This is a genomic window from Bacillus salipaludis, from assembly GCF_030938565.1.
In the GTDB taxonomy this organism is placed as follows: Bacteria; Bacillota; Bacilli; order Bacillales; family Cytobacillaceae; genus Neobacillus; species Neobacillus salipaludis_A.
On sequence record NZ_JAVGVR010000001.1, the window covers coordinates 4,033,991 to 4,060,288 of the forward strand.

A 26,298-nucleotide genomic window follows, 5' to 3' on the forward strand; every position below is an offset into this window, starting at 1 on the left:
AACTTCTTTCAATTTTTAAACCCAATTGTCGTCACCGTTATCCCAGTCACTAAAGTCATTGTCATTGTTGTCTTGTTGGTTATCCTGGTCATTATCGTCGACGTTATTTGGACCATCGCCATTTCGTTCTCCATCCCAATCACCATTATCGTCTTGGTGCCCTAACTGTTCTTGTAGTTGATCAATTTCATGTTCTTGGAGAATATTTTGGTCCATTAATTCTCTCATGATTTCATGATCCTCTAGATTTTGCAGGGAATGGTATTGATCGAAGCCAATTCGTCCCTGCTCAAATAGATAGGTTAGCAAGGCTCCAGCTGCCATTCCTCCTGCAATTCCTCCGAATCCTCCAAAGCCTCGGCCTGGCGTAGCACCATAGTAGTTTCTTGGACCATTATAGCCCCTTTGGTCATATTGATCCCTTCTTGGCTCGTAAATTTGCGGGCGATTCCGCCGGGTTAGCGGGCGAATAATAAGAAAATAAATTAACACGATAATAATGACAATGCCAATAAAGGACATATTCTTTTTCCTTCCTTCTTTTAATACGAATAGATATGGTGCAATAGTTTAAAAAGATTTCTACAGTCAGTCCTTTTATTATGTGCAAACAAATACAAATCATATCCTTTTCTAAAAGTCAAAATCAACTGCAATCAAATCCTCCAAGCCGATTTCTTTTAAAAAAGAAAAGACTTCCTGATGTTTTGGATGGGGACCATAATTCTCTAAAGAATGACGATGATCAAAGCGGACTGTCAAACCTACTTCATACCCTTTATTCCGCTCCGAAAAATTATAGCCCTGTTGGATATCAATAATTCCCGGAATTTCATCCTTTAGTGCTAATGTCATGCGGATGGCAATATCTTTTTGTTCCCTTGTTGTTAATTCTGAAAATTTAAGTAATACGATGTGTTCAACCATGGTTCCCGCTCCTATTTTGTATTTAAAGTTTCCTTGTCAAACCCTGCGATTCGCTTATATCGATTGGCAATATTTTCGAGTTCCTGACGAGAAATTACGTCATGTAAATGCTCAAACCCATTCGGTGCCCGTTCTTTTACAATTTGCATGACGACTTCCGGCCCATTTTTCCGATTACTTAAAACAATGTTTGCAGTTGGAGCTAACCGTGCTGTTTCATAAGCTTTTAAAGCAAGCTCAATATCGGACTGTTCCATAAGAACTTGTCCTAATGCATCGGCATCCAAAATGGCTTGGGAAGCACCATTTGAACCAATCGGATACATCGGATGGGCTGCATCCCCTAGGAGCGTGACTCTTCCGAATGTCCATTGCGGCAGTGGGTCACGATCAACCATTGGAAATTCGTAAACGGCATCTGTTTGCTCAATTAACTTTGGTACATTTAACCAGCCGAAATCCCATGAAGCAAATGCAGGCGCAAAAATATCTTTACTAATTTTCTTGTTCCAATCAGCACGTGATGGTAAATCTCCGCCAACTGTAAGTTCAGCAATCCAGTTCACTAAGGAACTTCCTTTTGCCGCTGTTTTTGGACAAACAGGATACGCAACAAATTTCTGATCCTGATACCCTGCCATAATCATCGTTTTACCCGTTAGAAATGGAGTAAATTCAGAAATACCCCTCCATAATATCCGACCACTAAATTTAGGTAATCCTTCATTTGGATAAAAATGTTTCCGGACAACGGAATGTATTCCGTCTGCCGCTACCATCATATCTGCACGATAGGAGCCAAGTGACTCTCTTGTTTTTCGATTGACAAAATGAGCAACCACCTCATCACCTACTGTTTCAAACGAAGAAAGATGGTGACCTGTGATTACGGCCTCCTCCCCTAGTTGCTCCTTCACTGCTTCTAATAAAAGCATTTGCAAGCGCCCGCGGTGAATTGAATATTGCGGCCAGCGATATCCCGCATCGATCCCTCTTGCTTCCTCCCAAATTTTCTGGCCAAATTGATTTACATAAATAAGTTCAGCCGTTGGCAAGCCTATTTTATTTAATTTATCCATTAATCCTAATTCAGTAAGGACACGAACTGCATGTGGCAAGAGGTTAATTCCTACTCCTAAAGCCTGAATGTTTTCGACACTTTCAAATACACGCACTGACGCGTTTGCGCGATGAAGTTTTAGGGCAGTAACAAGCCCACCAATACCTCCGCCAACAATAATTGCTGTTTTTCTGCTAGCCATCTGAATCCCCTCGCAGACTCTTTAAATTATTCTTAATTATTCCATAATGTATAAATTTATCAACAAAAATGCATAAAGTATCAGAGTTATAGTAAAAAACTACGAAGTAAAATACACTCCGTAGTTTTTATATTTTCAACATTTTTCAACAAAATTCGGGTGGTGACAGGCACCTCGTTATCGATTCCTGTTATTCCTATTTCGTAAAAACGCTGGGATATCTAGTGTATCTTCAGATTGTCGACTTTCTCGATTATGTCCATATCCTGTTTCTTCTTTTTGCTGCCGATTCCTGTTTCGAACAGGAGCCTCTTCCTCTTGTTTTCGATTGTAATCTTGAACCCGGTCCTCACGGATTACATGTTCCCGTCTGTGCTGGGTTGGGGCAGGCCGAAGGGAATGGACTTCTCTCGATTGGTTGGAGGCTTGAGCAGACGGCGCCGCTTCTTTATCATCAAAGCCTGTTGCAATCACGGTAATCATGATTTCATCCTTAAGATGTTCATTTATAATCGAACCAAAAATCATATTCAATTCCTGGTCTGCCGCGGAAGCAACGATATCAGCTGCCTCTTGTACCTCATATAAACTTAAATCAGTGCCTCCGGTAATATTCATTAAAATCCCCTGAGCACCATCAATTGAGGTTTCTAATAATGGACTCGAAATCGCCTTTTTGGCAGCTTCAACTGCACGGCCATCCCCCTTAGCCACACCAATTCCCATCAGAGCTGTTCCCTGATTGGTCATAATCGTTTTCACGTCAGCAAAATCTAGGTTGATAAGTCCCGGAACGGCAATGAGATCCGAAATCCCTTGAACCCCTTGGCGAAGGACATTATCAGCTTCACGGAATGCCTGTACCATTGGTGTTTTTTTATCAACAATTTGTAATAAGCGATCGTTTGGAACAATAATCAGGGTATCCACTGCTTCCCTCATTTGCTCAATCCCGCTTGCTGCATTTTTTGCTCGTTTATGGCCTTCAAAACCGAATGGGCGTGTGACTACGCCAATTGTCAGGGCGCCCAACCGGTGTGCGATTTGCGCAATCGCCGGTGCGGCACCTGTTCCGGTTCCTCCGCCCATTCCACAGGTAACGAACACCATGTCCGCTCCTTTTAAAACCTCTTCAAGCTGCTGACGGCTTTCTTCAACGGCTTTTCTGCCTACCTCTGGATTCGCTCCTGCACCAAGTCCTCTTGTTAAAGAGCCGCCTATTTGCATTTTAATTTCCGCTTTTGAGAGTTTAAGAGCTTGTGCATCTGTATTGACTGCAATAAATTCGACACCTTGAACTCCATCCTCAATCATTCGGTTAACAGCGTTATTACCGCCGCCGCCGACACCAATTACTTTAATTCTTGCTACCTGATCTATATTTAAATCGAAATCCCACATGTTTGTTCCTCCTATTGAACCACTCTAGTAATGAAAATGGCGTGTATCTATTTTCAAGAGTATTTTATATGTATTTTATAGTTATCTAATATTTTATCAAGATAATGTGATTTTTTATATAGTCCTGTGGTCACTCAAACACGATAGGTATTCCTCACCTATACGACTGGAATAAACCAAGACTAATTTTTTTCTGTTTTTTGGACTCCTTTGATCCCTTGTTGGTCAAGTAAGTCAGTAATCTGTCGAAGATGGGAAGAGTCCTCTACAATCATATAATCTGGTTGAAATGTCTTCTTTTTAATATCAAAAGTCAATTTAAAGCCGTTGTCGACACGGGAATGATAACCATACAACTCATGCCAACGAACTATTTGTTCGGTTTCATAATGATGAATTTGGCTTGCCGAATAGTATTTTCCATTTATAATAATCCCATTTGGCAGGATATACAAATTGCCTTGATGACGAACAAGGCTAATGATTAAATAGAACAAATAGGCCAAACTAAAAAATGAAGAACCTAGGAATTCAGTTGTAATCACTATTGCTAATATTACCACTAAAATCAAAAGGGCAAACACAGTTCCCCATTTAACATACTGATACGATCTCGTATGTTTCGTAAGTGGGGTCATCTCTTTCCATTCAACCGGTACCAAAAGACTAGCAAACTCACTCTCTTTTAATGGATAAAGGGCATCTTGTGAAATTTCAGCAGCTTTCTTTAAATTTAATCGATACCGGATTAAATAAATGACACTAAGCAGAAAAATAACGGTAAATACAAAATTAGTTAGAATTCTTAATTTCCCCTTATCTTTTAAAAATCTTTCCTTTGAATATTTTACCATAAAAATTCATTCTTTTATGAATAAAATTGTGAAAGAGTTACAATTCTATTATCTCAATTTTCTAATTAATATACAATCCATTCTAGTAGATTTTTCAAAAACTTGTAGGATACAAACAAAATTAGATATGATAGAAATAGTTCCTTTTAGCTAAATAAAGCACGAAAGCATTTTGTACAGATTAAATCGAAGTTTTCCGGATCATCTTTCTATCGGAAACAACGGAACTGAAATAGGAATTAGGGATTATGTGCCTTCCAGACGATGGGCCATATCTCAATGATGGAGGAATTTTTATGAAAAAAGGAGTTTTACTTCTTGTACTTGCTACAATCCTTTGGGGCGGCAACTATATTTGCGGGCGATACTTAGCACCTGCTTTACCAGCAACATTACTAAATACGATTCGCTGGGCTATTTCTACGTTTATACTTTGGGCGCTATTAGCGTTAAATAAAAAGAAATTTCCTATTTTTTCAAAGTGGAAAGAGTTATTGATTCTTGGCTTTTTGGGGATTTTTGCATTTTCAACATTGAATTATTTAGGGTTACGTTCTCTTAGTGCTTCTTATGCGGGCATGATTTCTGCGGGGATTCCAATCGCCATCTTATTTTTTACACCGCTTTTTTTAAAAGAACAAATAAAAGCAAAATCCTGGTTCGGTGCTCTCGTTTCCATTGTTGGTGTTATTCTTTTGGTTCAGGGGAAACAAGGAGGAACTACCTACGCTTCGATGATTGGTATTGTAGAAATTCTTCTATCGTGTTTAGCTTGGGGAGTTTATACAGTCCTTGGGAAAAAGTATGGGAGTAAGATAGATCCATTAACAATGACCGCAGGGGCATCCTTTTACGGTACCATTCTTAGTGCCATTAGTTGTATCGGTACTGTTCATCCGGACATGATTCATATGACTGCTACCGCATGGTTTGCCGTGGCATTTGTAAGTACACTAGCATCAGTTTTAGCCTTCTTCGCTTGGAATGCAGGGGTAAAAATTGTCGGCCCTGCTCTGTCTGCACCATTTATCAACCTGCTTCCGGTTTGGACCGTTGTTTTTGGTGTCCTGCTTTTACATGAGCGCTTCTCGATATTAACACTTGTAGGAGGGGTGATTACGATTATTGGAGCTATATTGGCAACATATAGACGACCAGAGAATAAGAAGATGAAAAACCATGCCAAAGCATCATAAAAAGGTTTTCAAGTAGATCACAAAAGGCCACCCATTCACACGACTAATATGCTTAAAATGGGGAATAATGGTTAAAGTAAACCCTTGTATAAGGGAACTGAAAGATTAGGAGAAATATTAGATGATTGGGAATACAAAACAGGTGGCATTGTATAAAAATCGTAATTTATGGTCGGGAATAATGTTTGGTGTAGGGCTGGCTGCTTTTTTGGATGAGGCTGTTTTTCATCAACTAATGCATTGGCATCATTTTTATGACAAATCCACAACCACTGTTGGTTTGGTATCAGATGGAATTTTTCATGCATTCAGCTGGTTTGCTACTGTTGGGGCATTGTTTATGGTGGCAGACCTACGCCGCAGAAGGGCTTTTATTTTTAAAAGGTGGCTTGGCAGCGTATTGCTAGGGGCTGGTGTTTTCAATTTTTATGATGGCACCGTTCAGCACAAACTCATGAGATTGCATCAGATTCGCTATAATGTGGATATCCTTCCATATGACATGGCATGGAATATCATTGCCATAATCTTTATCATTATCGGTATTGCCCTTCTTATTCAAAACGGAAGGGAATTTAATCAGGCGGGGGTAAATCAAAAAAATGCACTTGAATAACCCTGAATTTGAAAGCAGATTACCTGTCCCAGAGGTTCCACTTTTGCTTTTAATCCTGTCTCTTACCTTGGGGTTATTTTTTAAACAACGTAACCTTTCGTACCCACTCTACCGATGTATTTTTTTGGTTTTAGGGATTTGTTGTATCATTGCCGCCTCCATCGGACCATTAGCCTCCCTGGCACATATGGATTTTACTGCCCATATGCTTGTTCATTTGCTCCTTGGAATGCTTGCTCCGCTACTAGTGGTACTGGCTAGCCCACTAACGTTACTCTTACGAACTCTTAAGGTAGAGGCCGCTCGTTCTCTAACAAAAATTTTAAGATGGAAGTTTTTTTCAATTTTAAGTAACCCAATCATTGCTTCGATCCTCAACATCGGAGGGCTTTGGATTCTCTATACAAGCACTCTTTATTCCGCTATGAGGCATAATATTCTTCTGCATATGCTAGTTCATATCCATGTGTTTCTTGCTGGGTATCTTTTTACTGCGGCCATTATTTATATGGATCCTACGCCGCACCGAAAAAGTTACTTTTACCGTGCGATGGTTTTAGTTATTACAATAGCCGGACATGATTTCCTTGCAAAATATCTCTACGCGCACCCACCAGCCAATGTTCCCGTTAGACAGGCCGAAATGGGCAGCATGTTGATGTATTACGGCGGAGATATCATTGACCTTCTTTTAATAACCATCTTTTGTTTTCAATGGTTCAAAGCTGCCCGGCCCCGAGTCAATATGAATACCGACTTTTATTAATTTGAAAAGCCGCAGCACGTGGTTGCGGCTTTTTGCATTCCAGTATTTTTAATAAAACAAGGCTGTGTTAAACTAGTATGTTGATTTCCGTTCCAGGCTCAAGCGGTTCGCGCGCGTGCCGGGGAGCCTCCTCGTCGCTTCACTCCTGCGGCGTCTCCATTGCCCCGTACTCCCGCAGGAGTCTTCGTGCCTTCCACTCCAATCAACAGAGTTAATAAATCAACATTGTCCTTTAACAAAGCCTAAAACAAATTAAGACAACAACGGAATTCTGTCTCGATACCTCTCTACTAAGCGATGGTTGTGTTCATCTGCTCCATCGATATTACCGCTTAAGAATACCGGCGGTTCATATCCGTTATCCGCCATCATTTTAATCGCCTCTGCGAAAATCGCATTTAAAATAACCGCCCCCACCACCGTGGAAGTTGAGCCAAAAGGTACAGCCACTTTTTCATAGGTAAGAGCGGCATCACCTTTTGTGGAGTGGTTATCAATCACTAGATCAACTGAATTAAAGAGGTGTTTTCCACTCTTATGTTTGGAAGGCTGACTCTTCGAATATTCCAATGAAGTAAGTCCAATTACAAAAGCTCCCTTTTTCTTGGCTTCCTGTGCCACGTCAACTGGTACGGGATTGCGTCCGGATGTCGATAAAACAAAGAAAACGTCTTCCGGAAGGATTTCCTGGTCTTTTAAAAATTCCTGAGCATAATCGTTTTGCCGTTCTAGCTGTGAGGATCTTAATGCCCCTTCGTGGAGCATCAGAGGTTCCACTAGTATCGGTTTAATGGGAACAAGTCCTCCGGCGCGGTAAAAAACCTCTTCTGCTAAAATATGTGAATGGCCGCAGCCAAACAGCTGGACCACCCCACCGTTTTGAATTGCTTCAGCAACCTTTTCCGCTGCCTTCTTAAGCTTTTTCATTTCATACTTTTCAACTAGTTGAATCTTTTCTTTTGCTTTTTCAAAGTATTGGTTTAACACAATTAACTGCCCCCTAATTTCCTATCATTACATCTATTTGTGACAATGTTTTCCCAATAGAATCTCGAATGACATGTGTATCTTGAGCAAAATCAAAAGGAGTATCGCCTTGATTTACAATCAACAGGGGGATACCCGGTCTTCTATATTGAGGAAAGGTAGAAAACGGTGTTACCTTCAAGCTTGTGCCTAATACCAAAATGCAATCTGCTTGAGCGATGAGGTTCAAGATCGTATGAAAACCATCTGCCGAAAACCATTCCCCGGAATCACCGAACAAAACCACATCTGGTTTAATATAACGATTCTCTTTATTTTTCGTTTCACAATGATTACAAACGTAAAACTCAACCATCGTTTCGAGCCTGTGGACCATTTCTTCTGTCGGATAGCTTTTTCCACAATTTAAACAGGAAGCCTTCTTCATTGTTCCGTGAAACTCTATTACCCTGTTACTTCCGGCTTTTTGATGCAGCCCATCAATATTTTGCGTGATAATTTGTGAAACTTTTCCTTCCTTTTCCCATTTCGCAAGAATTTCATGCCCTTTATTTGGGGCAGCATGTGGATGGTATAGATTCCCCATCGCAAATTGATAAAATTCCTTTGGGTGCTTATAAAAATAATCGAGTGATAGTATGTATTCAGGTGCCAGTTTGTAAATTCCAGATCTTGAGCGAAAATCCTTTATTCCGGATTCTGTACTAATTCCCGCACCTGTGAGAACAACAATATTATTAGCTTCCCTTAAAACGCCGGCGCAGGTTTGAATAGTGTGTTTCTCCATTTTAAACCTCCTAAAATTGTATTTTACTAAATAATTCCTACGAGCATCAAGCATCCATTCTTTCTCAAACTTACCAATTAAAAAAGAACACACTGTATCCAATGTGTTCGAAAGTGTACCATTTATAGTTCCGGCGCTTCCATCCCTATCAGACCCCACTCTTCGCGAGCTGGTCCATAAACACCAGGAACCTTCAAGCCAGCTTGGCGCATAAGAACTGTCAGCTGCCCACGGTGATGGATAATATGCTTAATGAGGAGTGAAAGCGTCACTGCTTTGGGCATATCCATACCAAATACATTTATCATTTCCGTTAAGGATTGGTCTGTCCACTGCTCTTTTACCGCGTTGTTTGTATCAGTTGTAACCTTTCGAAAAATATCTGCAATTACTTTTGCAGAAGTCGGTACGGTCGTTGCGTTTTCCACAGCAGCAACCTGAATTCCGAATTCATTAAGCATTTCAGGAGTACTTGTTACAATATGCCAGGCAATTCTGCCTAATGTACGATCTTCTTGCGATACCGCTTGTTGAAGTGAGCTATCAGTTAATGCATCCAAAACCTTTTGAGTGGATTCCATTTCCTGGTTCCATTCCCCAATAAATTCATTAATAGAAGTATACATTTTTACATTCCTCCGTTTAATTTCTCACACTAAAATATGGCGATTTAAAGTATAGCATTAGAGAACCCATTTCAAAATTTACATTTTAATTTTTTCCTCTTCTGGAAAGATTGAATGGAATATTCTATTGGGGGTATATTACAACAAAAAATGAAAATAGGTGGTGATTGGGGCAATGATTGAATTACCAAAAAGCCTCTATTGTGAACATTGTAAAAAAGAGACAGAACACAAGGTGAGAGAAGATGCATTAGAGATTGAATATACCTGTAAGGAATGTAATAATCAACTGGAGATTGTTAAGTCATTTTTCTAAGAGTATCGCACCTTCCGCACTAATCAATTTTGTTTAAAAATGCACCCCTAAGTTATAAATTTCACTCTAACTTTTGGGGTGCAGTACACTTCCATAAAAAGATTACTGGCACTTATTCTTTTCAAAACCCCCCCCCGACAACATTTTTTCAAATGAAAGCACCGTATTGGCAACGGTTCTAAAACAATCCGCTAAGTTATGTATGGACTTTAAGACTCTATTATTAAAATCTGTTATAATCTTAACTGATAAGGAAGTGATGATTTGAAAGAAACTATTCAGTTATTAGCGGACATTGTCAATAATCTTCATGATTTCATACAAATATATGTGAGCAGCTCGTTGAATCTTTCATTAACGGATAAGGACCTGCATTTTTGGATCATGGGATTTATCGGAATCGTTGTTTTTCTTTTCGTGCTGGTCATCTCCAAAATTATTGTAAAAATGCCTTTTGGAATTACGATTCTATCTTTCTTATATACAACAACTTTTATGTTTGTATTAGTTTTTGCAATCGAAATTCAACAGGCACTGACCAATCGAGGAAATATGGAATTTGAGGATGCACTCGTAGGGCTTTTAGGTTTTTTCGCGTTTTTCCTAGTATTTGTTGTGATTGCATTTGCGTTCTTTATGACTAGAAGACTATTAAAATCCTTATTTAAAAAATAGATTTAATAAAAAAATCCCCAGCCTTGGGGATTTTTTTATACTATTAATACATTCAAAATAGATATACTCCCCTGTCAATTAGGCCGACCTTACTTTCTGTCTGTGAAATTGCAAATTCAATAGTCGGTCAAGTTTTTTACTTAATAAAATCGTTTCTGACGAGGTTAATCCTTTGGACATTCCGACAGTTATCATAGTATTTCGTACCATTTCAATTTGGTAAATTAAGTCATCATTTGTCATTTCCAGTAACTCCTTCTATTTACAACTACAAAATTAAGTTTACCAATTGAAAACGCATTCAGAGAAACAGTATTTATCATCAAATATCGACATAATCTGTTAACTACCTATTTTATGCCACATTTTTCCATAAGTTTCTCGAATTAAATTGATAGAACATCCTTTCAAAATTCACCAAAAACTGTTCTCTTCCCCCAAAATTGACTCAGTGAAACGTTTGAAAAATGATTGACATTCTATGTAATTGATTTTATCTTAATCTATGTTCTACTAATTATTAAACCTACTAAAATTTCTGGAGATGTTCATGAAAGAATATGTTTTAACGCAAAATGCTAAAAATTCCAAGCTAAAATTGGCTTTTTTAAAAAAGGACCTGGTATTTACAATCTCCCTTATCTTAGCAATGGCGAGCAGCCTCATACATCCGCCAAGACTGGAATATATAAATTTTAAGGTGTTAGTAAGCTTATTTAACCTGATGCTAGCGATTAAGGCCTTTGAAGAACTAAAACTATTAGACAGATTCGCGATTGGGATAGTGAATAAATGCAAATCTAGCAAGCAGGTTTCTGCTATTCTAATTTTATTATGCTTTTTTACCTCGATGTTGGTAACGAACGATGTCGCACTTATCACGTTTGTGCCATTAACCCTTATCATCAGTAAAAAGGCTAAAATTAACATGATGGAAACCATAGTCCTTCAAACCATTGCGGCGAATATCGGCAGCAGTTTAACCCCGATGGGAAATCCGCAAAATTTATTTATATTTTCCCATTATGGGATAAGTCCGGCTCAATTTTTTACAACAATCCTATTGTTGGCATTTCTAGGAGGAAGTTCGCTCTATATTTCCATTTACCGACTTAAGGGCAAAAAACTAAATATCGCACTAGACCCAATTCCAATAAAAAGTCGAAAAAAAGCAGCGGTTTGGGGAATTATTTTTTGTATTATTATTGTTTCCATTTTTGGAGGAATGAGTTATCAGCTTGCTGCGATTATTACATTTCTTGCAGCCTGTATTTTAGATTATAAATTATTAGCAAAAATCGATTATCTCTTACTTATTACATTTATCTGCTTTTTTATTTTTATAGGAAATATTGCAAATATCGAAGCACTCCGGGATTTTGCTAGTGAATGCTTGAAAAACTCCACTTCTGTCTATTTTAGTTCCATCTTAGCCAGCCAATTGATCAGCAATGTCCCTGCCTCCATCCTTTTATCAAACTTTACGATGGATTGGAAGTCCTTATTATTAGGAGTCAATATTGGCGGTCTTGGTACCATTATTGCGTCACTTGCCAGTGTAATTTCTTATAAACTATATATTCAATCAAACCCTGGTAAGAGCAAAAGGTATTTAATCCAATTCAGCCTTTATAACTTTTTGTTCTTGATTTTTTTATCATTGATTCAGTTTTTTATCCTAAGGCTGCTTTAAAAGTCAATTTTGATTTTGGGAAAACGTTGATTGGAGCGGTAATCAACAACTAGGTTTAACAGAGCTATCCTAAAAATATTATAATACGCTGTTGGTTCAATGAACTACAGCGTTTTTTCGCATGTAAAACAAATTGAAATTATTCCATTTCGATAATAGAATATAAGAAAAAAGAGGGAGTGTAATATGGCAAATTCGACAAAAACGATTGTTGAAAAACTTAATCTTAATAAATATTCAAATAAATTAATTCTTCATAAGCCAAATGATTTGGAGGATTTTGATGAATTAGAATTTGATTCTTCGATTCAAAAAGATAAATATGATTTAATCGTTACCTTTGTATTTGGATTAGAGGAATTTGCAGAACAACTTCAATCAGTAATTAATCTAAATTTACTTGAAGACAATGGCTACTTATTTTTTGCCTACCCTAAAAAGAACAATCCGAAGTATGAAGACTATATTGACCGTGATCGTTTAATTCAGGCGCTTCCTTCTGATGAAGAAGGATATGTCTTGGGAAGTAATATTAAGTTTGCAAGAATGGTTAGCTTAAATGATATTTTTACTATTGTGGGTTTAAAATCAGCACCGAAAAAAGCTGCCAGTAAGAAAAACAGCCAATGCGTTGATGACTACATAGGAAATGTCGAGGATATCAAGCAATATTTGTCCAAAAATGGGGATTTACTCGAAAAATATAATCAATTAACCTTTGGCTATCAAAAGGATTGGGCCCGGTATGTTTACAGTGCAAAAAGGAAAGAAACCCAGGAAAAACGCCTTCTGGAAATGGAAACGGTATTGGGCGAAGGATTTAAATCAATGGAATTGTACCGCCAGAGTAAAAAATAGATTTTCAGATATATGGCCACGATTTTCTATCGTGACCATATTTAGTATTTAATTATGATGAGATTGATTTCCAGTTTACATAATATCGTTATGTGTTACTAACTAAAATTTAAATGATATCTTCAAATTCTCTTGCAATTCTTTCAAATGCTTCTTTTATAAGCGGCCTTGGTGACGGGATGCAAATCCTTTGAAAGGCAAGTCCTTCTTCCCCAAACATTTTACCATCTTCGAGAATAACATTTGCTTTATTATAGATCCGTTCATGGACTTCTTCTGCTGTCAGCCCATATCCACTGAAGTCCATCCACATAATATAGGTTCCTTCTGGGATTTTCACCTTTACTTTCGGCATTTTTTCGGCTAAAAACTTCACAACCCAATCCATCGTGCCATCAATATATTCCTTTAGCTGTTCTAACCAATCTTCCCCTTCTGTATAAACAGCGATTAGCGCAGAAACAGTAAACGGTGACGGCAAATGCATCCCCATTACCTTATTCATGGTTTTCCTGAGCTCAGGATTTGAAATTATTACATTCGTACAATGAAGCCCTGCTACATTAAAGGTTTTGTTAATCGCAGTAAAAGTGATAATATGGTCCACATTGTCAACGGCTTTGGCAATGGGAATAAATGTTTGATTACTCCGGATGAGGTCCCCGTGAATCTCATCTGCAACAATCAGAACATTATGTCTTCCGCAAATATCGGCTAATCTTTGTAATTCTTCCTGGTTAAAAATTCTTCCTGTAGGATTATGCGGGTTGCATAAAATAAACATCTTCGTCTTCTCTTGTTTTGCCTTCTCTTCAAAATCCTCAAAATCAATCTGATAATACCCGTCTGAATCAATATTTAGCGCATTATTCTGTACCACTCGATGGTTAGCTTCAATCGCTGCTGTAAATGGAGGATAAACTGGGCGTTGGATGATAATCCCGTCTCCTGGATCTGTAAAAGCTCTTACTGCAATGTTCAACGCATGGACTGTTCCAGGACTATAGATAATTTCTTCCTTTTGAATATCCCAATCATGTCGCTTTTTAAACCAATGCTGGATAGCCGTAAAATACTCGTCCGGAAAAACGGAGTAACCAAAGATTCGATGGTCAACTGTTTTATGTAAGGCATCAATCAAGGGCTGGGGTACAGGAAGATCCATATCCGCTGTAAACAAAGGTATCGTTTCTTCATCATATCTAGATGTGAGGCCTATCTCTTTTATCAGTTTTCCCCCATCCCATTTTAATGAATATGTACCACGGCGATTCACTACTTCATCGAAGTTGTATTTCATGAACAACACTCCTTTTAAAAAAAAGCCGAATTAACCAACCAATTTGGTAAAATTATCATTTTTAGTTTCAAGCCCATTATACTACATATTTTAAACCGAAAGAAATTGCTTTTTCTAGCAATAAAGGTCCTCATTTCTGAGGACCCTCTCTAAAAATCATATTATATAACCCAGCCAAACCATTTCACAGACTGTGTAATGACAAGCGGAACTAGAATGGCAATGACGGTTGGGATCAGGAATGCCATAAATGTCCACTTTTTACTTTTGGTTTCCTTATAGATATTGAGTAATGTTGTACCACATGGATAATGCAACAATGAAAATAACATCATATTTAATGCAGTCAACCAAGTCCAGCCGTGCTCAATAAGAATGGCTTTTAAATCAACAAGACTATCGACTTCAGTTAAAGAACCCGTTGATAAATATCCCATTAACAAGATTGGCAGGACAATTTCATTCGCTGGCAACCCCAAGATAAAAGCCATCATAATGTAACCGTCTAAGCCAAGTAATTTTCCAAATGGGTCCAAAAACTGAACGGCATACATTAAAATACTTGTATCACCAATATAGAGATTTGCAAATACCCAGGTTAAGATAGCTGCAGGTGCTGCAACTTTCACTGCTCGCATTAAGACGGACCAGGATTTTGTCAAGGATGAGCGAATGACCGTATCCAGGATTTTAGGTTTTCGGTATGGCGGCAGTTCTAACGTATAATGTGTTGGGACCCCTTTAAGGGCTGTTTTGGAAAGTACCCATGAAACGAAGAAGGTAACAAGGATTCCAAATAAGACAATCCCGACGAGAGATGCAGTCGAAACAAATAATTTCATTCCACCGGTAAATCCAGCAGCCATAAATAATGAAGAAAAGACAATTAGAGTACCCCAACGACCATTACAAGGGACAAAATTATTGGTCAGAATCGCCAGCATCCTTTCGCGAGGTGATTCTATAATTCTAGTCGAAATTACAGCAGCTGCATTACAGCCAAACCCCATTGCCATCGTTAGTGACTGCTTCCCGTGGGCACCGACTTTTTTAAACAAACGGTCCATATTAAAAGCAACCCGGGGAAGATATCCGTAGTTTTCTAAAAGAGCAAAAGTCGGAAAAAAGATGGCCATTGGCGGCAGCATTACCGCAATTACCCAGGTTGTTCCTCGATATAAGCCAAGAACTAACATCCCATGAAGCCAATCGGGTGCGTGTAAAAAAGTAAAAGCGGCTGTGATATACTGCTCTAACCATCCAAAAAAGTCCGCTATTAAGGAAGAAGGGATGTTGGCTCCAGCTATGGTGATATAGAAGACCGTTCCTAACATGATTAACATAATTGGAAAGCCGAAAATGGGAGAAGTGAAAATCGCATCTAGTTTTTCTGTCCGAGTATCCCTTTTTGATTTTGTATAGGTGACACCCGCCTTGCAAAGTTGATGACTCCGGTCATACAAATTCTGTACAATTTCATCTCTTAACTTCGCTGTCGACATCTTTTGAGCTTCATTGTAAAGCTGTTCGATATTCATTTACGTCCCCTCCTTTAAGGCTTAAGTAACGATTAATTTCACCTAGTAAAGACTCATCTCCATCTAATAAACGGAGGGAAACCCAGCGGGAAGATACATGGTCGCCCACAATCTCACGTACTTTCGGTTCGATTTTTTCAATTTTTTCTTCGATCTCTTGCGGATATTTCACTGGAATAGGATGGCAAGCTATTTCCCCAGTTACAATACGATGAATGGTATCAAGGAGCTTGGAAAACCCTTTTTTGTTTCTTGCAGAAATTTTTATAACGGGCACCCCAAGCCGATTTGTTAGCAGATGCTCGTTAATGTTTATTCCTTGTTCTTCTGCAACATCGATTAAATTTATACAAATGATTACATTCTTTGTCATTTCCAAAACCTGCAAGGCAAGATTAAAATTCCGTTCTAAGGAAGTGGCATCAAGGACAACGATTGTTACATCAGGTTTTTCGAATACAATGTAGTTTCGTGCCACCTCTTCATCCTTGGAATTTGAAAAAAGAGAATAGGTACCTGGGAGATCGATCAATTGAAATCGAGTATCTTTAAATGCAATGCTTCCCTTTGCAAGTGAAACTGTTTTTCCAGCCCAATTACCCGTATGCTGCTTTAAACCAGTTAAAGCATTAAACAATGTACTTTTACCTGTGTTGGGATTTCCCGCTAAAGCAATCCGATATTCATTTCCCATCGTTCACCAGCTCCCCTTCAATTTTTGAACTCTCCTCTTTTCTTAATGCAATGGTTGTTTGACTTACACGAAAAGCGATAGGGTCTCCCAACGGGCTTTTCCGTACTACCTCAACTAATGCATCTTTAACAAAGCCTAAATCTAATAATCTTCTTCTCATTACACCTTCCAGTTGAATCGAAGTTATTTTAATAATATCGCCTTTTTTTCCGTCCTCAAGCTTAATAATATTAGTTGTCCCCATTATTTTTTCACACCCCTTAAAATTTTTACCGAGTGCAACTTTTTACTAATTATATGTTGAGGTCATAAATTTGTCACCTAATTTTGCAAAGAAATTAAAAAAAGAACGTCTGCCTATACGGCAAACGTGCTCTTCTACAAAATTGCATTGTCAACACAATAATTATTTAAGTCAATCTCTGTTTCCTGTCCTGTGACTAATTTAGCGAGTTCTGCTCCGAGATATGGACCGCTGGTTAACCCTGATGAACCTAACCCATTTGCAACATAAATTCCATTCCAATCAGGCAAAGGTCCGGCTACTGGTAAAAACCCTGGAGTAAAAGGGCGAAAACCAACTCTTGTTTCGAGGACAGTGCTGTTTGCTAATCCTGGTGCCGTTTCTAAGGCTTGACTTAAGATTTCATTGATTCCGCCTGCTGTAACACGGGTATCAAACCCTTTATCATTTTCATGCGTAGAGCCCACAACAACAAGTCCATTTTCAAAAGTAAGGATATATTGGGTGTGTGGCGGCATGACAACCGGCCATGAACTTGTGTCAGTTTCAGGCAGCTGTAAATGAATGATTTGTGCTTTTTGCGGTTTTACGGAGAACTCAAGGCCTAAAGACTGCAAAAGCTCTTTTGCCCATGCTCCTGAAGTAACAATTACTTTGTCAGCAAGTAAAGTTTTTTCTTCCAAGGTAATCCCCATTACCCGATTTTCATTTATTAGGATTGATGCATCCCCTTTTAAAAAAGTCGCTCCATTCTTAATCGCTGCACGTGTTAATGCATTCCGAAGTTCCCGGCCATTGACGCGGGCTCCCCCGCTGACATAAACAGATCCGAATTCCTCTGATAAAGGTGGAAAAAGTTTTTTTGTTTCTGCTGGTGACAGAATCTTGATTTCACCGATTTCCGGAGCGTCTTCTCTCCGTTTTCGTGCCCGTTCTGCCATCTGTTCGAGTTTATTTGGGTCTTTGTGTAAACTTAAAGCCCCCACCCGTTTATATCCGGTATCTGTTTCACCGTCTGCTTCTAATTTTGCGATTAATTGTGGATAGTAACGCGCGCCGCCTTTGGCTAATTGATACCATATTTTGTTCCTCCGCTGTGATAGCCATGGACACACTATTCCGGCTGCGGCATCGGTTGCTTGGCCAGGATCTTCCCGGTCAACCATAGTAACTTGTGCACCTAATTTGGTCAGGTGGTACGCGGTAGAAGCACCGAGAATACCAGCTCCGATTACAATAATTTTTTGCATCATGACACCTTTTCTTTCAATATTAATTACAAATTTATCCACTCATATATCCCATTCAATCAGAATCAGGATTTGTATATAGGTTACATTATATACGAGCATGTTCTTTTGCTCAAAAACTTCGGCGGGAGTGATGAATCATGGCTAGAAACAAACTTTTGGTTCCTGGTGCAGGAAATGTTCTGGATCAAATGAAGGTGGAAATCGCCAACGAGTTTGGAGTTCAACTTGGTGCTGATACGACCGCGCGAGCAAATGGTTCAGTGGGCGGCGAAATGACGAAGCGTCTCGTTGCATACGCTGAACAATCCTTACGAAATCAACAAGGCCAATAACTTTTGATTTCAAAAAGGCTGTCCCAAATCGGGGCAGCCTCCACAAAGAATTTACAATTTTTTCAATACATAGTAACACAAATCAGGATCAGACTTTGTTCTTAACAAATCAATTGCAGTCCAGCCATTTTTAAAATAATGAATAAATACTTCACGAGTTTTGAGTCTCCATGCTATCGCAAGCTCAGGATTCCTTTTCTTCAGTGTTTGAAAATTACTCGGTACCGGAACAAAGAGGAAGCCTTCCGCAGTATCCAGCTCAAGATCCGTTTCATTCGGGTTCAAATTTTCTTCTGAATCACGGTAAACCTTAAGTAACAAACGGCCCTCTATTTCATACTCGCTTGGCCTTTCAACCAAATCCTCCATAACCCACCATTCAACTGTAAACCGGTCGGACGGCATGCCCTGATTTAAATCGTCCTGCATTTCCCCATAACAATTCTCTACATATGTCGAGCATCTTGCTCCAAGCTTATGTAGATTCAAATAGCCATTTACTGTTTCAAGAGGATCATATGTCCATGTAACTAAATCATATCCCATTTTTAATGACTCTTCCTTTTGGGCAAGCTTTAGTTTTTCGCCAATCCCCAGTTTACGATATTCGGGATGAATTCCTAGTGTATGAGAACAGAGATAAATCTTATTATTTTTAAAGCCCGGAAAACTATATTGAAAACCAATCAGTTCGTCATCCAAAAAAGCGCCCAATGCCATTCCACCGTTTTTAATGGCCGTAATAGTTTGACTGCTTGGTATGGACTCGTATTCACTCCAAATCAGCGATTCCAATTTTCTCAACTCTTCAAGCTCATCAATTGTTTCGAGAGTACGAATAACGATATTTTTTTCACTCATTCATCATACCTCCTTTTTGAAATTGTCCTAAAAATGATTATACATCTTCATGCTCGAAATCCATATCTTTCAATGTGACAACCTTTGTTTTTTTAATAAATTTATAGCTCAACCAAGCCGTTAAAAAGATTGGAATCCCCAAATAGGTAACAAGCAACCCATTCCAGTCAATTTTATCTCCTAAAAATGCCTTATAGTCTTGTCCAAGGATTGCCACCATACATAAAGCCAATGTCAGGAAAGGACCAAATGGAAACCATTTTGCTTTAAAAGGTAATTCGTTTAAATCTCTTCCTTGAGCCACATAGCCTTTACGGAAACGGTAATGGCTGACAGCGATTCCAATCCAGGCAAGAAATCCCGATAAGCTGCAGGCATTTAACAGCCAGAAAAAGACCTTTCCATCACCAAAGATTGATGTTAAAAATGCAAGCATCCCGACAGCTGTTGTTACATAAAGTGCATTTGCAGGAATTCCGCGTGAATTTACTTTTGTTAAAAATTTTGGAGCATTTCCTTCCTTTGCCATTGTCCATAAAAGCCGTGAGCCGGCATACATTTGGGAATTTGCGGTGGAGAGTACAGCCGTAAGAACAACTGCATTCATTACGGAAGCAGCAAAAGCCAGCCCTGCTCTTTCAAAAACTAATGTAAACGGACTTTCTGAAACATTATCAGAGTTTAATAGTCTTGGATCATTATAAGGTACAAGGAATCCAATGATGATGATGGAAAAGATAAAAAATAGCAAGATTCTCCAAAAAATCTGTCGAATGGCTTTGGGCATATTCTCCCTAGGATTTTCACTTTCCCCTGCAGAAAAACCAACCATTTCCGTACCTTGAAACGAAAAACCAACAATCATGAAAACGCTAATAATAGAAGCAAAACCACCCTTAAAAGGTGCTTCTCCTGCGGTAAAATTTTTAAATCCGACAGAGTGACCACCCATAATACCTAAGATAATCAAGACCCCAATCACCAAAAAGAGAATGATTGTAGCAACTTTAATAATTGAAAACCAATATTCTGCTTCCCCATAACCTCTTACAGATAAAAAATTTAATAAAAAGATAATAGCGAGGGAAGGAACGCTCCAGAAAATAGACGGAACATTTGGCAGCCAAAACTTCATGATTAAACCAGCAGCCGATAATTCAAGAGCGATAATCATGGCTGAATAATACCAATAATTCCAGCCTTGAGCAAAACCGAAGGCAGGATCGACAAATTTAGAGGAATAGGTGCTAAAGGTCCCGGAAATCGGCATAAGCGTGGCCATTTCTCCTAAGCTTGTCATTAGAAATAACATCATTAAACCACTTAAGATATAAGCAACGATTGCTCCTCCCGGGCCCGCTTGACTGATTGTTCCCCCGCTTGCCAGAAATAACCCGGTACCAATCGTACCACCGATGGCAATCATGGTGAGATGTCTCGCCTGAAGATTCCGTTTCAGATGGTGGTGTTCGGAAAAATCCGTTTCTTTTTCTGTTTGTAATGCCGTATTACTCATATATGCACCTCTTTTATCATTAATAAAAACTGATTAGTTTTGTTTAAAAGTCGCAAGAACAGTTCGAGTTAAAATTTCAATTCCATTTAAAAGGGCATCTCGATTAAACGACATATACGGGTGATGCAAACCAGGGGCTAAGTCGCAGCCTAAACCCAGCATCGCCGCCTTCAAATGCGGGCGTTCTTTTGTGTAAAAATGAAAATCCTCCGCACCGGGTGTGATGACTGCAGGCATAACATTTTCAGCACCAATGACTTCTGCAATCGCCTTCGCCATAATTTTCTGTGCCTTGGGATTTACCACAGCAGCATAAACCTTTTCCTTATGTTCAAATTCAATCTTCACCTCAAAAAGTGAGGCAACTTGCTGTAAAATATGGTCAACTTTTTGAACTAGCCTATCCATCGTTTCATTTTTTTGCGCCCGTAAGTCTAAATGAAATTGGGCAGATCCGGGAATAACATTCGTGTTATCCCCTCCTGCACTGACTTGAGTCATTTTTACAGAGAAAGAATCAAACGGGTTCAAACGGATCCCTTTTAATTGCTCGACAATCGCGGAAATCACTTCTATGGCATTCACCCCTAAATCAGGGCGAGCACCATGCGCATCAAAGCCAATAATTTTAGCGGAAACGGTTTCAGCGGCCCCGTGAATAATACCTGGTGATGCCGTCCCCATCGTAAGTTCCTGAATAGGCCGTAAATGAACACCATACAAAAAGTCAATATCATCGATTACTTGTTTTTCAATCATTTTTAAGGCGCCATCTCCCACTTCCTCTGCCGGTTGGAAAATTAATTTTAGCCGTCCCGGCAGTTCTAATTGCATTTCTTTTAAAAGAAGCAGCGTACCTAACACCATCGTCATATGCGCATCATGGCCGCAGGAGTGATTGGCTTGAAATCTCCCATTCACTTCCTGCCATAAAGAATCCATATCCGCGCGAACCCCAACCGTTAGGGGACCATTTCCTAGTTCCCCTATCACTCCTGTATGGTCAGGAAACGTTCTAACCTCACACCCATTGCTCTTTAAGAAATTTGCTATGAAGCTCGTGGTGTTAACTTCTTTCCAGCTGACCTCCGGATTTTGATGTAAATGCTCAAATAGTTCAAAAATGATTGGGCTTAATTTTTCTAATGTTTTTTTCATCTGTATTCCCTCATTACTTGGAATGAACAGTTTCTTTTTTAATCGTTAATTCTTGAAGCGTTTCCTCATTCACTTCAACACCTAAACCAGGTTTTTCGCTTAGTACCACAAAAGGAATTTGATACTCAAGGTCACCAATATCTTTACTGAACAACAACGGCCCGGTTAATTCTGTGCTGGTGATATTTTTTCTTGCCATCGCAGTATGATATCCAGCTGCAGAGCCAATCGAGGATTCGACCATTGACCCGACTTGGCAGGAAAGACCTGCATATTCAGCTGTTTTAGCCATATGAATCGCAGGATAAATCCCCGCTGATTTCATTAATTTAATATTGATTTTGTCAGCGGCATTTTTCTTGATAATTTCATTTAGGTCGGAGCCGTCATGAACACTTTCATCTGCCATAATCGGTATCACCGTTTTCTTTCGAAGCTCTGCAAGTCCGTCAATATCTCCCATCTTGATCGGTTGTTCCAGCCAGGAAATTCTGAGCGGTTCTAGTAATGGAAGTGCCTGGGCTGCAGTCGAATAATCCTTCCAGCCTTGGTTAACATCGACTCGAATCGGCACCCCATAGCCAACTGCCTCTCGAACGGCTTTTACACGTTCTAAATCTTTAAAAAGATCAAATCCAACCTTTAGTTTCAAGGAACTGTATCCGAGAGCAAGCGCCTGTTTTGCCTTCTCAGCCATCACTTCCGGTTCTTCAATACTTAATACCTTTGCAAAGGTAAGTTCATTATGAAATTTTCCGCCAATTAAATCGTAGACTGGCTTGCCTGCATATTTACCCATCAGGTCATAGCATGCGATATCAATCGCAGCTTTTGCTGCCGGGTTGCCATGAATTCGGCTATCCATAATATGGTGAATTTTTTCAATGGCAAATGGACTTTCTCCCATGATAAAAGGCAGTAACTGATGTTTTAAAATTTCAATTCCGCTAAAAAAGGATTCCCCTGTTACATGTTCATCCGGAACGGCTTCTCCATATCCGACAAGACCATCTTCCGTTTCGAGTTTCACAATAATCGATGGCATATAATCATATGTTTCATAGGAAATAATAAATGGGGATTGTAATGGTAAATGGATTCCAATAATATCAGCTTTAATAATTTTCATGATGATTTTTCCTCCTCTATATTTGCGACACCGTCGTTTTATTGTCGCTAATCGGTCATTTTTATAATATACTGTAAATTTTCAAAAAACAATCCTTTTAGGAGAAATATTTTTTTAGCTTTTCCGAGATATTATAAAGTGCCCGCGGGCGTCCTTGGTCATATGGCTGCTCTTCCCCCGTAATTGTAAGTAATTCTTTTTCAAGAAATCTTTTAATTAACCTCTCAGCAGAACGCCTACTTACCGTTAAATAATCTGCCAATTCCTGTGCCGAGAATGAACGAAATTGATGTAGCCGAACAAAATCAAAAAAGCGGATTAGATTTTTCGCCGTCATTTTAAGTTGATCCGCTAAAGATTGGATATGTTGATTTTCATTTTTTAAGACATATTGTTTTTCATTTTCAAACAAAGGACCAATCAGTTTTTTGTCTTCATCTAATATAAAAATAGTTGTTTTTTCTGTTGCCTGTTTTTCTGTAAAATATAAGGCTTCTGTCGCATGGTTTTCGGCCTCATTCATCGTATATCCATAACCGATTCCAATCTGTAAAGGCGAATTTATTTTTCCTTCAAGCTCAAGAATTTTTTGCAGATTTTGTTCTTTTAGAGCAACCTCCATTGAACCGCGATTCGTATAAATAGTAAATGGCTGATGTTGGTCCAGTGATACTCTTGCATTTAATTGCCTTGCCATTTGGTTTAAATGCTGCAGGATCTGCAGGCGAAAAACTTGTTCTTCCTGTTGGATTGGATAATTTGCTATTTTTATCGAGATGACAGCGATCTGTGAATCCTTTGTTTTCTTTAATCTCGTTAACGTCACTGCCCTTTCCAATCCTTCTTTCAGGGATTGCTTCGGCTGAACCATATAAATGGAAGGAATAGACAATTTCTGTAACTCTTCATATACTGCATGTATACTTGTTAAAGCAAATTGTGTTTTTTTCTCTTTATATAAATCCGCATGGAAATGAACGAATTGAGTAATATCAAAGCCTGCCTTCTCTTCTTCTACGTGATAAACCCACGGGTAGTCTTTCACAAATAAAGTTGGATCCGTTATATGGATTTCTTTTAAGACATTCTCTAAAAATTCCTGTTTAGGCAAATCAATCGAAATCTTTTCCAACGGGATTTTTTCATGAAAGTAAATTGAAAACAATGAAAGCGAAACAACGAATTCATTAAATGGAACATAGGTAGCCATCAATTGGTTTTCATTTATTTTTTTCTGCCCGAAATAATACGCAATTGCACCCGAGAAAAGTAAAAAATCCACCTCTTTCCCGGCCTGATCAATCAAATGGTTAATTTCCCACGGCGAATCATATGTATAGTTGATAAACGAGATTTCCGGAAATAAATGATAATATGGAGATATAGCATCAATATAAAGGTTTGAACCTAACACACCAATCGCGACCATTATGACAACTCCCACCGTTATTTTAAATAAATTATACCAATTTCTAGTATATCATGGTTTTGTATATCTTTGGGTCGTTCTTTCCCCGTCCTAAAAACAAAATGGACTTGCCATCTAGGCAAGCCCGAATATCTTTCAAATAGTCATTTCTCAACCAGTCGGTAACTTCATTTTTTCCATTATAGTTGAAATGTAATTTCTAACCGTTCCAATCGTATCACTTCTTTGGCTTGATGGTAGATTGGCGGAGAAAGGTTCAAAAACAAGATCATCATCTTCTATTAACTCTGGGGAATAACTCCGCTCTCCAGCCATAATGCGGCGGATCGAGCAAGCTAACTCTTCGCTCGGGCTGTCCTTTAATAAATAACCTCTAACATCCGCTTTTAAGGCTCGCTCAAAATATCCAGTCTTCGCAAAGGTTGTAAAAATCATCACTTTACATCCAGTTGACCTCAAAGCTTCTGCTGCCTCAAGTCCGCTCTTTTTAGGCATCTCGATATCCATCAGGCAAATATCCGGTTGTAGTTGCTTTACAAGTGCAAGGGCCTCTTCCCCATCACATGCTTGGCCAACCACTTCCATATCCTCTTCCAAATTAAGCAGGGAACCAATTGCCCCTAACAGCAGTTCTTGATCCTCAGCAATGACAATTCGAATCATCTAGGTTCTCTCCTTATCTGGCGTGTCTAATTAAGGAGACTCCCCTTATATGAAGGAGAGTCTCTAAAAATTAATGTTCAGGTTTTACTTGGACTGTAATATTGCGTTTTGGTAAATATTTAATCTCCCGAAAGCTTACAAAATTCTTGCTTTCCTCATCCCATAGGCGGAACTTTAGAGAGCGCAAACTTGTAGCAAGGGTGATGGTTGGTACGTTTTGTAATGGATGCGTCTGATTATGTGCTTCTTCAAGTTTATAATTTGGAACCCTTGGACTTAAATGGTGAACGTGGTGATAACCAATATTACCTGTAAGGAATTGGATAACCTTCGGAAGCTTATAATAAGAACTTCCTTCAACCGCTGCCTTTACATATTCCCACTCTTTGTCTTCTTCAAAATAAGAATCCTCAAAAGTGTGCTGTACATAAAACAGCCATATACCAATGGCACCTGAAATTAAGAAAATAGAACCTTCAACCAAGAGAAACGACTGCCAGCCGATTGCCCAAATAAGCAATCCCATTAGAGCAACGATTAAAACATTGGTTAAATACGTGTTCATACGTTCCTTCTTTTTAGCACCTTTACGGTTAAATCTATTTTTAAGTAGAAAAACATAAATCGGTCCTAATCCAAACATAACGAATGGATTACGATAAAAACGATAGGCTAAACGAAGTCTAAGTGGTGCTGCCAAATACTCTTCAACCGTAAGCGTCCATATATCTCCAGTGCCGCGCTTATCCAAGTTCCCGCTTGTCGCATGATGAACAGAATGCTCGTGTCCCCATTGATCAAACGGGAATAGGGTTAATACACCCATTGAAGTGCCAATGATCCGGTTGACACGGCGGTTTTTGAAAAAGGAATGATGGGTACAATCATGAAAAATAATGAAAATTCGTGTCAAAAAGCCAGAGGCTAACAAAATGGGAACCAATGCTAACCAATAAGAAACGGAAAGGCTGATATAGGCAAGGTACCATAAAAGAAAAAATGGTACGACTGTGTTGATGAGCTGCCAGACGCTTTCTTTTGTCGATGATTGTTCAAAGGGAGCAACTTGTTTTTTGAGATTTTTCGTATTTTCTAAGGTCATTTTTGTAATTCCCTTCTTGTTCTGTCGTTATATAAAGTATATAGGAAGAAAATTAGACTTGTTAGTAGCAGGTGTCATGTACACGATATGACAAATGTCATGTACAAGCTGATTT

Annotated in this window: 29 protein-coding genes; 8 read left to right on the plus strand and 21 right to left on the minus strand. The window is 38.8% G+C overall.

Annotated features, from left to right (window positions below; translation table 11 throughout):
• Positions 1-15: 15 nt before the first annotated feature.
• The 5 genes from RCG21_RS20045 to RCG21_RS20065 all read right to left on the minus strand — a co-directional run bounded on the left by RCG21_RS20045 (position 16) and on the right by RCG21_RS20065 (position 4,444).
• On the minus strand, positions 16-522 hold the full coding sequence (locus RCG21_RS20045) for a hypothetical protein (RefSeq protein ID WP_308913694.1): 507 nt from the start codon (positions 520-522) through the stop codon (positions 16-18).
• 111 nt (positions 523-633) lie between these two features.
• Positions 634-927: a Dabb family protein gene (locus RCG21_RS20050; RefSeq protein WP_133335060.1), complete on the minus strand. Its 294-nt coding sequence runs from the start codon at positions 925-927 to the stop codon at positions 634-636.
• An 11-nt stretch (positions 928-938) separates the two neighbouring features.
• The gene (locus RCG21_RS20055) at positions 939-2,189 is read right to left on the minus strand and encodes a flavin-dependent oxidoreductase (RefSeq protein ID WP_308913695.1); all 1,251 of its coding nucleotides are present in this window, start codon (positions 2,187-2,189) and stop codon (positions 939-941) included.
• Positions 2,190-2,366: 177 nt separating this feature from the next.
• Positions 2,367-3,590, minus strand: a complete 1,224-nt coding sequence (gene ftsZ / locus RCG21_RS20060) for a cell division protein FtsZ (RefSeq protein ID WP_308913696.1) — start codon at positions 3,588-3,590, stop codon at positions 2,367-2,369.
• Between the two features lie 182 nt (positions 3,591-3,772).
• Entirely contained in the window at positions 3,773-4,444 is a 672-nt protein-coding gene (locus RCG21_RS20065; RefSeq protein ID WP_133335054.1) for a hypothetical protein, read from the minus strand.
• A 296-nt stretch (positions 4,445-4,740) separates the two neighbouring features.
• Here RCG21_RS20065 and RCG21_RS20070 point away from each other — a divergent pair, with 296 nt between their 5' ends.
• The 3 genes from RCG21_RS20070 to RCG21_RS20080 all read left to right on the plus strand — a co-directional run bounded on the left by RCG21_RS20070 (position 4,741) and on the right by RCG21_RS20080 (position 7,022).
• Positions 4,741-5,640 (plus strand): DMT family transporter, encoded by a 900-nt coding sequence (locus RCG21_RS20070; protein WP_165976270.1) that lies wholly within the window; start codon positions 4,741-4,743, stop codon positions 5,638-5,640.
• A 121-nt stretch (positions 5,641-5,761) separates the two neighbouring features.
• Entirely contained in the window at positions 5,762-6,256 is a 495-nt protein-coding gene (locus tag RCG21_RS20075) for a DUF2243 domain-containing protein (protein ID WP_133335050.1), read from the plus strand.
• On the plus strand, positions 6,243-7,022 hold the full coding sequence (locus RCG21_RS20080; protein WP_133335048.1) for a cytochrome c oxidase assembly protein: 780 nt from the start codon (positions 6,243-6,245) through the stop codon (positions 7,020-7,022). The genes RCG21_RS20075 and RCG21_RS20080 overlap by 14 nt, the downstream gene beginning before the upstream one ends.
• 252 nt (positions 7,023-7,274) lie before the next feature.
• On the opposite strand, the gene RCG21_RS20085 is transcribed toward RCG21_RS20080, so the two are convergent.
• The 3 genes from RCG21_RS20085 to RCG21_RS20095 form a co-directional block, all read right to left on the minus strand.
• Positions 7,275-8,009 (minus strand): SIS domain-containing protein, encoded by a 735-nt coding sequence (locus tag RCG21_RS20085; protein WP_133335046.1) that lies wholly within the window; start codon positions 8,007-8,009, stop codon positions 7,275-7,277.
• Positions 8,010-8,022: 13 nt separating this feature from the next.
• The gene (locus tag RCG21_RS20090; RefSeq protein ID WP_165976269.1) at positions 8,023-8,796 is read right to left on the minus strand and encodes an NAD-dependent protein deacylase; all 774 of its coding nucleotides are present in this window, start codon (positions 8,794-8,796) and stop codon (positions 8,023-8,025) included.
• Positions 8,797-8,918: 122 nt separating this feature from the next.
• The gene (locus RCG21_RS20095) at positions 8,919-9,422 is read right to left on the minus strand and encodes a DinB family protein (protein ID WP_308913697.1); all 504 of its coding nucleotides are present in this window, start codon (positions 9,420-9,422) and stop codon (positions 8,919-8,921) included.
• A gap of 175 nt (positions 9,423-9,597) precedes the next feature.
• On the opposite strand from RCG21_RS20095, the gene RCG21_RS20100 reads away from it, so the two are divergent.
• Both RCG21_RS20100 and RCG21_RS20105 read left to right on the plus strand, forming a co-directional pair.
• Positions 9,598-9,738 carry a hypothetical protein gene (locus RCG21_RS20100; protein WP_165976268.1) on the plus strand — a complete coding sequence of 47 codons (141 nt, stop codon included), beginning with the start codon at positions 9,598-9,600 and terminating at the stop codon, positions 9,736-9,738.
• A gap of 264 nt (positions 9,739-10,002) precedes the next feature.
• Positions 10,003-10,413: a hypothetical protein gene (locus tag RCG21_RS20105; protein WP_133335040.1), complete on the plus strand. Its 411-nt coding sequence runs from the start codon at positions 10,003-10,005 to the stop codon at positions 10,411-10,413.
• A 78-nt stretch (positions 10,414-10,491) separates the two neighbouring features.
• On the opposite strand, the gene RCG21_RS20110 is transcribed toward RCG21_RS20105, so the two are convergent.
• Positions 10,492-10,656 carry an aspartyl-phosphate phosphatase Spo0E family protein gene (locus RCG21_RS20110; protein WP_133335038.1) on the minus strand — a complete coding sequence of 55 codons (165 nt, stop codon included), beginning with the start codon at positions 10,654-10,656 and terminating at the stop codon, positions 10,492-10,494.
• A gap of 307 nt (positions 10,657-10,963) precedes the next feature.
• Here RCG21_RS20110 and RCG21_RS20115 point away from each other — a divergent pair, with 307 nt between their 5' ends.
• Both RCG21_RS20115 and RCG21_RS20120 read left to right on the plus strand, forming a co-directional pair.
• Positions 10,964-12,106, plus strand: a complete 1,143-nt coding sequence (locus RCG21_RS20115; protein ID WP_133335036.1) for an SLC13 family permease — start codon at positions 10,964-10,966, stop codon at positions 12,104-12,106.
• A 186-nt stretch (positions 12,107-12,292) separates the two neighbouring features.
• Positions 12,293-12,964 carry a YdeI/OmpD-associated family protein gene (locus RCG21_RS20120; RefSeq protein ID WP_308913698.1) on the plus strand — a complete coding sequence of 224 codons (672 nt, stop codon included), beginning with the start codon at positions 12,293-12,295 and terminating at the stop codon, positions 12,962-12,964.
• Between the two features lie 109 nt (positions 12,965-13,073).
• Here the strand turns inward: RCG21_RS20120 and RCG21_RS20125 are convergent, their stop codons facing one another.
• The 5 genes from RCG21_RS20125 to RCG21_RS20145 form a co-directional block, all read right to left on the minus strand.
• Positions 13,074-14,264: a MalY/PatB family protein gene (locus tag RCG21_RS20125; RefSeq protein ID WP_133335034.1), complete on the minus strand. Its 1,191-nt coding sequence runs from the start codon at positions 14,262-14,264 to the stop codon at positions 13,074-13,076.
• Positions 14,265-14,425: 161 nt separating this feature from the next.
• Complete coding sequence (locus RCG21_RS20130; RefSeq protein WP_133335032.1) at positions 14,426-15,802, minus strand: nucleoside recognition domain-containing protein; 1,377 nt, start codon at positions 15,800-15,802, stop codon at positions 14,426-14,428.
• Positions 15,777-16,496: a FeoB small GTPase domain-containing protein gene (locus RCG21_RS20135; RefSeq protein WP_308913699.1), complete on the minus strand. Its 720-nt coding sequence runs from the start codon at positions 16,494-16,496 to the stop codon at positions 15,777-15,779. Before RCG21_RS20135 ends, RCG21_RS20130 begins: the two co-directional genes overlap by 26 nt.
• On the minus strand, positions 16,486-16,740 hold the full coding sequence (locus RCG21_RS20140) for a FeoA family protein (protein ID WP_133335028.1): 255 nt from the start codon (positions 16,738-16,740) through the stop codon (positions 16,486-16,488). The genes RCG21_RS20135 and RCG21_RS20140 overlap by 11 nt, the downstream gene beginning before the upstream one ends.
• Positions 16,741-16,874: 134 nt before the next feature.
• Positions 16,875-17,990: an NAD(P)/FAD-dependent oxidoreductase gene (locus tag RCG21_RS20145; protein ID WP_308914287.1), complete on the minus strand. Its 1,116-nt coding sequence runs from the start codon at positions 17,988-17,990 to the stop codon at positions 16,875-16,877.
• A 140-nt stretch (positions 17,991-18,130) separates the two neighbouring features.
• Here RCG21_RS20145 and RCG21_RS20150 point away from each other — a divergent pair, with 140 nt between their 5' ends.
• Positions 18,131-18,325, plus strand: coding sequence for an alpha/beta-type small acid-soluble spore protein (locus RCG21_RS20150; RefSeq protein WP_308913700.1), 195 nt, complete (start codon positions 18,131-18,133; stop codon positions 18,323-18,325).
• A 51-nt stretch (positions 18,326-18,376) separates the two neighbouring features.
• Here RCG21_RS20150 and RCG21_RS20155 read toward each other — a convergent pair whose 3' ends face one another.
• The 7 genes from RCG21_RS20155 to desA form a co-directional block, all read right to left on the minus strand.
• Positions 18,377-19,186: a GNAT family N-acetyltransferase gene (locus tag RCG21_RS20155; RefSeq protein ID WP_133335026.1), complete on the minus strand. Its 810-nt coding sequence runs from the start codon at positions 19,184-19,186 to the stop codon at positions 18,377-18,379.
• Positions 19,187-19,223: 37 nt separating this feature from the next.
• Positions 19,224-20,702, minus strand: coding sequence for an amino acid permease (locus RCG21_RS20160; protein WP_133335024.1), 1,479 nt, complete (start codon positions 20,700-20,702; stop codon positions 19,224-19,226).
• Between the two features lie 33 nt (positions 20,703-20,735).
• The gene (locus RCG21_RS20165; protein ID WP_133335022.1) at positions 20,736-21,860 is read right to left on the minus strand and encodes a M20 peptidase aminoacylase family protein; all 1,125 of its coding nucleotides are present in this window, start codon (positions 21,858-21,860) and stop codon (positions 20,736-20,738) included.
• 13 nt (positions 21,861-21,873) lie between these two features.
• A complete protein-coding gene (locus RCG21_RS20170; protein ID WP_133335020.1) occupies positions 21,874-22,989 on the minus strand; it encodes a mandelate racemase/muconate lactonizing enzyme family protein in 1,116 nt (371 codons plus the stop codon).
• Positions 22,990-23,086: 97 nt separating this feature from the next.
• Positions 23,087-24,418 carry a hypothetical protein gene (locus RCG21_RS20175; protein ID WP_308913701.1) on the minus strand — a complete coding sequence of 444 codons (1,332 nt, stop codon included), beginning with the start codon at positions 24,416-24,418 and terminating at the stop codon, positions 23,087-23,089.
• Positions 24,419-24,568: 150 nt separating this feature from the next.
• The gene (locus tag RCG21_RS20180; protein ID WP_308913702.1) at positions 24,569-25,081 is read right to left on the minus strand and encodes a response regulator; all 513 of its coding nucleotides are present in this window, start codon (positions 25,079-25,081) and stop codon (positions 24,569-24,571) included.
• Between the two features lie 70 nt (positions 25,082-25,151).
• Complete coding sequence (gene desA / locus RCG21_RS20185) at positions 25,152-26,183, minus strand: Delta(5) desaturase DesA (protein WP_133335014.1); 1,032 nt, start codon at positions 26,181-26,183, stop codon at positions 25,152-25,154.
• Between the last annotated feature and the right edge of the window lie 115 nt (positions 26,184-26,298).